This is a genomic window from Kribbella sp., from assembly GCF_035687465.1.
Taxonomy (GTDB): domain Bacteria; phylum Actinomycetota; class Actinomycetes; order Propionibacteriales; family Kribbellaceae; genus Kribbella.
The window spans coordinates 1-10,435 of sequence record NZ_DASRXP010000165.1; the positions used below are offsets into that span (position 1 = coordinate 1).

8 protein-coding genes are annotated in these 10,435 nt (G+C 69.0%); 1 reads left to right on the plus strand and 7 read right to left on the minus strand.

The features are described from left to right. The 3 genes from VFG33_RS08295 to VFG33_RS08305 all read right to left on the minus strand — a co-directional run. A partial coding sequence (locus tag VFG33_RS08295) for an AraC-like ligand-binding domain-containing protein (protein WP_325024116.1) occupies positions 1-961 on the minus strand: 961 nt, incomplete at its 3' end. Positions 962-1,120: 159 nt separating this feature from the next. Further along, complete coding sequence (locus tag VFG33_RS08300) at positions 1,121-2,314, minus strand: PucR family transcriptional regulator (protein ID WP_325024117.1); 1,194 nt, start codon at positions 2,312-2,314, stop codon at positions 1,121-1,123. Between the two features lie 45 nt (positions 2,315-2,359). Then, positions 2,360-2,755, minus strand: a complete 396-nt coding sequence (locus VFG33_RS08305) for a hypothetical protein (protein ID WP_325024119.1) — start codon at positions 2,753-2,755, stop codon at positions 2,360-2,362. Between the two features lie 203 nt (positions 2,756-2,958). On the opposite strand from VFG33_RS08305, the gene VFG33_RS08310 reads away from it, so the two are divergent. After that, positions 2,959-5,751, plus strand: a complete 2,793-nt coding sequence (locus tag VFG33_RS08310) for an AAA family ATPase (protein ID WP_325024120.1) — start codon at positions 2,959-2,961, stop codon at positions 5,749-5,751. Here the strand turns inward: VFG33_RS08310 and VFG33_RS08315 are convergent. The 4 genes from VFG33_RS08315 to VFG33_RS08330 form a co-directional block, all read right to left on the minus strand. Further along, positions 5,748-6,410, minus strand: a complete 663-nt coding sequence (locus VFG33_RS08315) for a helix-turn-helix domain-containing protein (protein ID WP_325024122.1) — start codon at positions 6,408-6,410, stop codon at positions 5,748-5,750. The genes VFG33_RS08310 and VFG33_RS08315 overlap by 4 nt on opposite strands. Further along, the gene (locus VFG33_RS08320; protein ID WP_325024124.1) at positions 6,407-7,819 is read right to left on the minus strand and encodes a phytoene desaturase family protein; all 1,413 of its coding nucleotides are present in this window, start codon (positions 7,817-7,819) and stop codon (positions 6,407-6,409) included. Before VFG33_RS08320 ends, VFG33_RS08315 begins: the two co-directional genes overlap by 4 nt. Further along, on the minus strand, positions 7,816-9,642 hold the full coding sequence (locus VFG33_RS08325; RefSeq protein ID WP_325024126.1) for a DUF3556 domain-containing protein: 1,827 nt from the start codon (positions 9,640-9,642) through the stop codon (positions 7,816-7,818). Before VFG33_RS08325 ends, VFG33_RS08320 begins: the two co-directional genes overlap by 4 nt. An 11-nt stretch (positions 9,643-9,653) precedes the next feature. Then, on the minus strand, positions 9,654-10,435 hold a 782-nt coding region (locus VFG33_RS08330), incomplete at its 5' end, for a class I adenylate-forming enzyme family protein (RefSeq protein WP_325024128.1).

The following is a 10,435-nucleotide window of genomic DNA, read 5'->3' on the forward strand; positions in this document are numbered from 1 at the left end:
CGAAGGTCTCGCGGAAGGTGCGACTGAAATGAGTGGCGTCGCCGAAGCCCCAGGCGCGCCCGATGGCGGAGATCGTCTTGCCGGTCGCCGTGCTCCTGGCGAGCTCGCGCCGGCTCCCCTCGAGCCGGCGTACCCGGATCCATTCGCCCAGCACGACACCGGACCGGGACAGGGTCGTGTAGAGGTGCCGGACCGAGATGTTGTTGGCTCTGGCGATCTTCGTCGCGGTCAGGTCGGGATCGGTGAGATGCTGCTGGGCGAACTCCATGATCCGCAGGGTGAGCGTGTTCTCCGGCACTTCGATGGCCGGTACGCCGTCGCCGAGCTGGGTGGCGACCACCGCCCGGACCAGCTCGGTCGTCGGAGCCTCGAACACGTCCAGGTCCGCCTCGGCGGCCAGCCGGTGATCACCGACCAGCCGGGTCAGGTAGCTCGCCGCGAGGTTCGCGACCGGATTCTGTGGGCGCAGGCCCACCCCGGCGACGCGGGCGAGTGCCTGGTCGGGCAGCGCCAGATCCGCCCTCGGGATCCGGACCGAAAGCTGGCTGGTTCCGTCCAGGCTGGTCGAGAGGTACGGCTGGCTGCTGTCGAGCAGGACCAGATCGCCCGGGTTCAGGACCGTTCTCTCATGGCCCTGGACGACGGACCGCCGGCCGGCCAGCTGCAGCTCCACGAGGATGCTCGGCTCGGGATCGGTTCGGGCCAGCCGGACCGTGCGTCGCAGGGTCAACGGCGTCGCCGTGAGGGTTAGGACCGACAACCTGCCGAGCCTGCGACCGGCACCTCGCACGGACACCTCGTCCGGGCCGACCTGGTGCTCGATCTCGACCGGCACCGCGGCACTGGCGATCGCGTCACGCAGCCGCCGGGGGCGCTGGTCCGGCGGCATCGTCGCGGTATCGAACAACTCGGGCAGCGAGCTGTACCCGTGGGATGGCAACGGTTCGCAGTGCTCAGCCATGCGGCCTCCTATCGATCATCGCGCCCTTCAGCTGGGCGGCGTAATCGACGCTACGAGGCCGGATGCGGCTCAGACATCGGCAATCCGACGCACCGATGACCCAATTTCGCTTAAGCAATCACCTCCCCGCGTCGGTACGACGACGCTGCGGAACCGGGCTCAGTGCGGCTGCTGCCGCGTGGCTTCGAGGGCCAGGCAGAGTCGGGCGACGTCGCGGGGCGCTGTCATCGTGCAGCCGGTCAACTCTGCGATCCGGCGCAGTCGCTGACGGACCGTGTTGGGGTGGACGAAGAGCTGCTTGGCTGCCCGGTCGGTCGACCCGCCGGAGTCGCGCCAGGCCCCCAAGGTGTCCAGCAGGACCTCGCGATCGGCGGCCGCGTCCAGCGGGCCCAAGGTCGAGCTGACGATCCGGGTCATCACCTCGGGCGTACTGGCCACGGCCACTGCGAGCGGCGAGCGGTCGAAGAGCGTGACCAGGCTGCCGGCCACGGCGCCGAGAAGGGCGAACCTCGCGAACCGCAGGGCCTCCCGGGTTCCGTCGAGCGTCGAGAACCGCGGGCTGACGCCGACCCGGTGCTCTGCGTGCTTGGTGAGCACGGCGACCAGCCGGTCCAACCGGACCCCCTCAGGCAGGACGACGATGCCCACCTGCAGGTCCGCCAGCAGTCGCCAGGCCGACGCCAGGCCGGCCGACCGCAGCCGCGCCTCCATCTCGGGGAAGGCCTGCCGGCCGACCTCCGGTACCTCCGCCGCGACCACGACGAACGGTCCCCGATGGGAGATCCGCAGGATCTCGGCGGCCTCCCAGAGGGTCTCGTTCTCGGTGATCCGGCCCTCCAGCAGCGCCGCCACCAGGGCGGAGCGCTCGTGCTCCTGGGCGACGATCCGGTCGGCCACGGCGTCCCGGTACGCGTCTGCCATCGCGTCGGTGAAGTCGTCGAGGATCAGCCAGATCCTGGACGCGGCGCGAACCAGAGCCTCACTGCTGAGGGTGTTGGTGCTCTGCGCCTCGGCGACCAGGGCCTCCCAGATGAACCTGCCGCCGACGCGGTAGGAGTCCATCACCTTGGCCAGCGGTACGCCCAGCTCGGCCCGTCGCCTGCCGCTCTGGCGCGCGTAGGAGATATCGGCGGCCTCGGGCCCGCAGAGCGCGGGCAGGATCGAGTTCAGCTGCGCCCGACAGTCCTCGCGAAGATCGGCGTACGGGACGAGCGCGCTGTCGACGTACGCCGTGACCTCCTTCTGGATCCACTCCGCCATCGCCTCGGCCAACTCGTCGAGCCGGCCCAGCAAGGACGTGGCCAACCCGGCGAGCTGGCGATCGAGATCGGCATCGTCATCCACCGTGTCCATCTGCCGATGGTAGGTCTTCCTCCGGCCCACCGGCAGCTCCGGCTGTCAGCCCTTGGCCGCCAGGTCGTCGGCGTCGGCGCGGGCGATGGTGGCGTCGACGATGGCGTACTCCGCGTAGTCGAGGGCGTAGATCGCGAAGTCGATCGCGTCGGAGGCGTCCAGTTCGGCGTCGTCGGCGTTCCGCTCGGCGTGCTTGAGGTCCCGGGCGGCCTTGTGCTGCTCGCCCTTGGTGCGAAGCTCGGCGAAGTGGCCGTCCATCGCGGTCCGGAGGTCCTGCCACTTCGACTGGACATCGGTCTGCGCCTTGGTCGTCCGCTCGCTGATCCGGGTCTGCTCGGCCTGCAACCGGTCCCGGTTCTTCGCCTTCGCGGCGTCGACCACGTCCTCGGTCTTCTTCGCACGGTTGGACAGGTCGCTCAGTTGGTCGGAGAGCTTCTTCATGGTGGGTGCCTTCCTCGTTGGGGTTGAGAACGACCGTACGAGCGGGCTGCCGGGCGTGATCTGCGGATGCTGCTCAACCTCTCGGCTTTTTGTGCGGCGACAGTGGTTCCCACCACTGGTGACGCCGCCAAACGCTGTGGCCACGTACATAGACATGTGCCCGGACGGCTCGGATGCTGGCAGAGAGACCGCAAGGCGAAGGGATGGACGAAGTGAAGTCAGACCTGGTGGGGCGCGCGGCCGAACTGGAGCGGATCGACGCACTGCTCGAGCGGTCCACCTCGACGCTCCCCGTCCTGCTGCTGCGCGGCGATCGGGGCGTCGGCAAGACCGCGCTCCTGGACGCCGCGGCAGCAGGGGCCACCGCCCGCGGACTGCGGATCCTGCGCGCCTTCGGTTCGGAGTCCGAGGCCGGGTTGACCTACTCGGCCTTGCACCAACTCGTCTACCCACTACGCGACCGGGTGGCCCGGCTCACTCGCCCGCACCGCAACGCCCTCCAGCAGATCCTGAACCTCACCCCTGGCCTGTCACCGGATCCGCTCGTCGCCACCGCGGTTCTCGATCTCCTCAGCGGGGTCGCCCGCGAATCGCCACTCCTGCTGATCGTCGACGACCTTCCCTGGATCGATCCCGTCAGCGCGAAGACGCTGGGGTTCGCAGCCCGTCGCTTGGGCCAGGACCCGATCGCCATCCTGGTGACCGCGCGAACGGGTGCCGGTGCTCCCCTCGACCACATCCAGGTGCAAGAACGCGTCCTCGGGCCGATCGGCGCGCGATCGGCAGGCGAACTGCTGGACATCCACTGGCCCGGACTGGCACCTCCGGTACGGCGGCGACTGCTGGCCGAGGCCGCCGGCAACCCGCTCGCACTGCGGGAGCTACCGGCGTTGCTGGACGACCGGCAGCGCTCCGGCCAGGACCCGCTCCCGGAAATCCTGCCGCTGTCCGGGCGGCTGAAGGTCGCCTTCGCCGAGGACATCCGAACACTGCCCGCGGCAACCCGAGAGGTGCTGCTGCAGGTGGCGTTGGAGCCGGACGTCAGCCTGGCCGCGATCAAAGGGCCGGCGGACGGCGACGAGCTCGCCCCCGCAGTCGAGGCGAACCTGGTGCAGGCCGATGCCGGTGGCCGCCGCATCTGGTTTCGGCATCCGCTGATCCGCTCGGCGATCGTGCACCAGACCCCGCCAACTGAACGCCGCAACGCGCACCAGACCCTGGCCACGGCGATGGCCGGATTCCCCGAGCGCCGCGCCTGGCATCTGGCCGAGGCCGCGACCGGACCGGACGAAGCGGTGGCCCGGGCCTTGGACGAGGCCGCGATGTCCGCCTGGCGGGCGAACCAAGATTTGGATCAGGCGGCGATCCGCGACCTGCGGCGGACGGCGGCATCCACTGCGGTGACCGCGCTCATCCGGGCAGCCGAGCTCAGCCCGCAGGCGGTCGATCGATCCCGGCGCTTGACCGAGGCGGCCTATCTGGCCGGCATCACCGGTCAGCTCGACGAGGTCGCCCGGTTGCTGGCCGACGCCGGTCAGGCACCGGACACGCCTACCGGGCTGGTCTTCGCCACCACTGCCCACCTGCTCACCAATCAGGAGGGCGATGTCGACGCCGCCTACCGGCTGTTGACCCAAGCGCTCGACGAGGCCGTCTATGAGGCGAACAGCGAGCACGGATGGGACAGCGACGGGATTCTCTATGCGCTGCTGCTGGTCAGCCTCTACTCCCTCCGGCCGGAGCCGTGGGAGCTCCTCGACAAGGCCATGGCCCGGTTCGATCCGGAAACCGTCGTCCCGTTCCGCCTGTGCCACGACGCTTACGTCGATCCGACCCACACCGCTGAGGCGATTCGTGACGGCCTCGCTGAAGCGTTCGCCGCGCTCCCCACCGACGCGGCACCCTGGCAGCTCATGCCGCTGGCCTTCGCCGCCAGCGCGATGGACGTCCTGTCCGACTACCGCTATCTGGTCACGCGGATGATCGCGCGGGAGCGCGACGGCGGCGCGATCGCCATGGTCATCCCCGGGCTGATGCTGCTCTGCCAGAACTCCTATGTGCACGGGCGGTGGGACGAGGCCGAGCGCCTGGCACAGGAGGGACTGGATCTGGCCGCGGTCTACGGCTACCACTTCTGGGAGGGCCAGATCCGGGCGTTGCTGGCCTCGGGTGCGGCCCTGCGCGGCAATGCGGATCTGTCCAGGTCCCGCCGTACCGAGACCACGAACTGGGCAGCGGCTCGCGGGATGGGGGTGACAGAGGCCTACGCCCGGTCAGCAGGCCACCTTTCGGCTATGGGGCAGGGTGACTTCGAAGAGGCTCTGGTCCAGGTTTCGCGCATCGCCCCGCCAGGCGCTCCGAGCGCCGGCATTCCGGGCCGGTGGGTCGTGCTCGATCTGGTCGAGGCAGCGGTCCGCTCCGGTCACCTCGACCAGGCCCGCGCCCATGTCGCCGCCGCCCAGCAGGCCGGACTGCAGCGGATCGGCCCGCGCATCGCACTGATGATCACCGGCTCGGCAGCCCTGACGGCCGACGACGACGAGGCCGGAGCGTTTTTCGAAGTGGCCCTAGCGGATCCCGACGCCATCCGGTTTCCCTGGGAACACGCGCGCGTCCAGTTCGCCTACGGACAATGGCTTCGCCGCACTCATGACACGACGCTGGCCCGGGTCCACCTCCGCGCCGCCCTGGAGACCTTCGACCGGATCGGCGCCGAGAGCTTCGCCCAGCGGGTCCGCGAGGAGCTCCGCGCAGCCGGCGTCACGTCCGGCGTCCGGACCGAGAGCCCCGCGTCTCCCCTAACCGCGCAGGAACGCCAGATCGCCGATCTGGCCGCGACCGGACTGACCAACAAACAGATCGCCGAACGGCTGTTCCTGTCCCACCGCACGGTGGGCTCCCACCTTCACCGGGTCTACCCCAAGCTCGGCGTCACCTCCCGCACCGCCCTGCGCACCGCGCTGGAAGCGCTCACCCGCCAAGAAGAGCATCCTTAAGCTGCTCTGACCGCCTCCAGGGCCAGGACCAGTTCGGCGACCGCGCGGGGATTGCTGAGCGAACGGCCGGTGCGTTCTTCGAGCCGCCGGAGCCGGTAGCGGACGGTGTTCGGATGGACGTACAGATGGCCGGCGGTCTCGCTGGCGGAGCCGTTGTGCGTTGACCACGCAGCCAAGGTGTCGAGGAGCACGTCGCGGTCGTCGGGAGAAAGGTCCTCGAGGCCGCCCAGCACAACCTGTACTACGCGCTGCGCGACCTCGGCGTCGGCGAGCACGGTCATAGTCAGCGGTACCCGGTCGAAGACGGTCACAGGATCCGCAACTGTCGATGCCGCCAACGCGGTCTGGGCCAATCTGAAGGCCAGCTCGAGCCGGTCGACATCGTCATACAGCGGACTGATGCCGACGCGGCCCGTCGCATTGCGCCGCAGCAGGTCGACCACCCGGTCGAGACTGTCCGGGCGTAGCGCGACGAGGCCGACGTACAGACCCGGCAGATGTTGCCACGCCGACGCGATCTGGAGGACCCGCAACTGCTCCTCGAACCGCGGCAGCGCAGGCGGATCCTCGGCTGCCACCACCAGAAAGGCTCGGCCCTCCGGCATCCCACCGGCCAACTGCCGAAGACTGCCGTTCACAGAGGCCGGTGCTCGCGTCATCTCAGGCCCGCCAAGGCCGCGCGGGCGGCGTTGTAGCCGCACATTCCATGGGCGCCCGCACCGGGCGGGGTCGCCGCGGAGCACAGGTACACGCCAGCAACCCCGAGCCCATAAGGCTTCAGTGAGACGCGTGGGCGGAAGATCAACTGCCGTGCGGTGTTGGCGCCCGTGGTGACGTCGCCGCCGATGTAGTTCGCATTGTGTTCTTCCAGTTGCCCGACCGTCCGCACGGATCGGGCCACGATCAAGTCGCGGAAGCCGGGAGCGAAGCGTTCGATCTGAGCCTCGATCAACTCGGTCGCGTTACCGCGGTAGCCGCTGGGCACATGCGCGTAGGTGTACAACGGCCGCAGACTGCCGTCGGCGCGGGACCTGTCGGCAAGGTACTGCTGCCCGACCAGCAGGTACGGCCGGCCCGGCATCCGGCCGGACACCACGTCCTGTTCCGCACGGGCCAACTCCGCGAAGTCCCCGATCACGTGGACCGTACCGGCGCGCCGCGAGGCCTCATGAGTCCACGGCACGTCACCGGACAGGGCGAAGTCGACCTTGAACACCCCCGGCCCATGCCGGTACCGAAGCAACGCCCGCCGGATCCGGGCCGGCATCTTCTCTCCCACTATCCGGACGGCAGCACTCGGCGCGACGTCCAGCAGGACGAGATCAGCATCGCCAACCTGCTCCAGCGACTCGATCCGCACAGCGGTCTCTACCTTGCCACCGTGCTCCTCGAGCGCCGCGATCATCGCCCGGCTGATCGCCGCCGATCCCCCTTCCGCGACGGGCCAGCCGTAGGCGTGCGCCGCCGTACCGAGTGCCACCCCGATCGCCGCCGAGAAGGGAGCCGAGAACGGTCGCAGCGCGTGCGCCGCGACACCTCCGAAGAGCGCCCGCGCCTCGTCCGTCGACCAAGCCTTGGCGAGAACCGCAGCCGGTACGGCGGACAGCGCGCCGAACCGGGTCATCGCGATCGGGTGAGACGGCACCCGAACGACGGGCCGCAGGAAGTCCGCCGTGATCCGGTCGAACCGCTCGGTCAACGGACCGAACACCTGCTGCCACCGGCGCCCGTCAGATCCCAGCGATGCGGCGGTGTCCGCGACAGACCGCAGTACGGCGGCGCCGCGACCACCATCCAACGGATGCGCGTACTGCACCTCCGGCCACCGCCAGGTCAGGCCGTATTGCGTCAGATCGACCGACCGGGAGAACGGCGTGTCGACGGCCAGCGGGTGGAAGGCGGAGCACTCGTCGTGGATCAGTCCGGGCAGCGTGAGCTCGCTGCTCCGAGTGCCCCCACCGGGGCGATCGGCGGCCTCGAGCACGCTGACGTCCACCCCGGCCTTGGCGAGCGTGAGCGCCGCGGCCAAGCCGTTCGGCCCACTCCCGACCACAACTGCCCTGGTCATGATCCTGCCTCCGGCGTAGCCGGCTCAGGCTGTGCGACCGCGGCCGGGCGGGGGTGGCTGACGCGTTGGTAGCCCTCCAGACGCCATTCGACGGTCAGCGGGATCGGTCCGTTGGGCAGCCACGGTTGCTCGGCCACCGCGTCGGCGACCTGGTAGGTGCCGCGCTCGACGATGCCGAGGGCCGCATCGATCACCAGGTACCGCTGGTAGCTCTTGTGCACCGGCTGGGACTCGATCCAGGCCACGATGAACTCGCCGGGCTCGAAGCCGCAGCGCTTTTGGATCGAGGCGATGAACCTGTGGTCGTGCAGGTGCCCGTCGCCGAAGTTGAAGCCGACGATGCAGTTCGTCATGAACTCAGCTTCGCGGATCGCATAGTGATTCAGGTCGTCGCCGAGCTGATCGATCAGGATCGAGTTCAGCGCCCGGCCCTGACTGTGCAGCGACCGCCAGCCCATCACCTGGTAGAGCGCGAGTTCGGCGGCGTCCCGGCTGCCGAGCAGTTCGGTGACCTGGTCGACGACCATCGGGGCCGGCTTCACCAACCGATCGTTCAACCGCTGCTCCGCACCAGGAGCGAGCGCCCAGGTCGCGGACGCCCAGTTCCCGGCGTACTGGCGCATCGACGGCAGGAAGGACACGAGGTCGGGTCGCAGGTTGCCCAGTACGGGGAAGAACAGCAGGGCCGCGACCGTCAGCGCAAGGAGCCACGGCGTCATGTCAGCGACGCCGAACCCGTCCCAGTTGGGATTGCCGAGGAACAGGAACCCGGCCCCGAAGGCGAACAGCACGTTCCACTCCAGCGGCACGGCCAGTGGGAAGGTCGACGTGATGAAGAGGTGGAAGCAGATCATCAGGACGACGGCCACGATCGTCACCGTCCGGTTCGTGGAGAACAGCAACACCAGCGGCGCGACGATCTCGACCAGCGTGCCGCCGACATGGGCCAGCAGATTGCCGCTGTGCGACGGCCGCAGGTCTTCGGGGAAGCTCCGGTAGTTGATGCGCTTCATCGCCTTCAACGGGACCCACGGGGTGTTGCTGACCATCGGCGGGACGACCATGCCGAAGTGCTTGCCGAACTTCGAGAAGCCGGCCCCGACCCACACCACGACGATCAGCAGCTTGAGTGCGACGATCATATCGACGGCGCCGTACAGGGCGAAGAACGCGATCGCGGGCAGGTACTGTTCGCCGCGGGCCTGCAGGAAGAACACCTTGTCCCGCAGGCCGAGCACGATCAGCAGTGCGCCCAGGATCATCATCAGCACTGGCGGAACGCGGCCTCCGGTGAACCCGAGTGCGGTGAGGTCACCCTCGTCGACGGACGGCAGGACCAACGACAACACCAGGTTGACGATGATCGCGAGGTACAGGGCGACGTCAGCCGGAGTACGGCGGTCGCCGTCGGTCAACGGCACCTTGCCGGGCCACGGTGGTTCGCGGATCGTGTCCACCCGGCCGTAGGTACGCCAGCCGCCGGTGAACGGCTTGAAGTGGCCGGCCAGCGGGCCCCAGGAACCGGCCACGCCGATCACCTCGAGCAGCACGGTCCACAGGATGAACTTCTGGTAGAGCACCGGCTCGGTCCAGAACTCGTTCGGCTGGAACGGGTCGAACCCCGAGGTGAGGGTGCCGACCAGGTAGCCGCCGGCCGCGTAGAGGAACAGCAACTTGACGACGTAGATGACGTGGAAGATCTTCGGCGACCCGAAGCCCTCCTCGGCCCAGTAGCGGGACAGGATCTTGATCCGCTCCAGGTACGGCAGGTCGTACACCTTGTCCGGCTCCACCGGGGGAACCGAGGGTTTCGTGAATCCCATGACGATGCTCCTCAGTGCTCGAGAGACTTGCGGATGGCGGGCTTGTCGGGCTTGCCGACCGGGTTCTTCGGGATCGCCTCGACGAGGTGGATCGCCACCGGGACCTTGATCTTGGTGAGCTTCGTCCGGCAGAGCGCGAGGAGTTCGTCGACCTCGACGACCACATCCGGGTACGCCGCGACCACGGCGACCGGGACTTCGCCGTACACCGGGTGCGGGGCGCCGACGACGGCGACCTCGAGGACGCCCGCGTGACTGTGCAGGACGGTCTCGATCTCCTTGGGGTAGATGTTCTCGCCGCCGCGGATGATCATGTCCTTGATCCGGTCGACGATCCGCAGATAGCCGTCCTCGTCGAGGATGCCGACGTCGCCGGTGTGCAGCCAGCCGTCGCCGAGTGCGTCGGCGGTCGCCTCGGGCCGGTTCAGGTAGCCCTGCATCACGTTGGCGCCCTGGATCACGACCTCGCCGCGCTCCCCCGTCGGCACGAGCGTGCCGTCCGGAGCCGCGATCGCCACCCGTTGCCCGGGCAGGGCCAAGCCGACAGTGCCGGCCTTGCGTACGCCGCCCACCGGATTCGCCGTCGACGCACAAGTGCCCTCGGTCAGGCCGTAGCCCTCCACGAGTCCGAAGCCGAAGCGTTCCTCGGTCGCGGCAAGCAGCTCCATCGAGGCAGGAGCCGCGCCACAGATCGCGAACCGGATCGAGGAGGTGTCGGCCACCACGTCATCGGGCTGCGACACCAGGTGCGAGTAGATGGTCGGCACGGCCGAGAAGTACGTCGGACGGTACT

Bases quoted from the DNA above. Each gene is read 5' to 3' on its own strand.
- VFG33_RS08300 (WP_325024117.1), bottom strand. From the start codon at position 2,314: ATGGACACGGTGGATGACGATGCCGATCTCGATCGCCAGCTCGCCGGG.
- VFG33_RS08320 (WP_325024124.1), bottom strand. From the start codon at position 7,819: ATGACCAGGGCAGTTGTGGTCGGGAGTGGGCCGAACGGCTTGGCCGCG.
- VFG33_RS08325 (WP_325024126.1), bottom strand. From the start codon at position 9,642: ATGGGATTCACGAAACCCTCGGTTCCCCCGGTGGAGCCGGACAAGGTG.
- VFG33_RS08305 (WP_325024119.1), bottom strand. From the start codon at position 2,755: ATGAAGAAGCTCTCCGACCAACTGAGCGACCTGTCCAACCGTGCGAAG.
- VFG33_RS08315 (WP_325024122.1), bottom strand. From the start codon at position 6,410: ATGACGCGAGCACCGGCCTCTGTGAACGGCAGTCTTCGGCAGTTGGCC.
- VFG33_RS08310 (WP_325024120.1), top strand. From the start codon at position 2,959: ATGGACGAAGTGAAGTCAGACCTGGTGGGGCGCGCGGCCGAACTGGAG.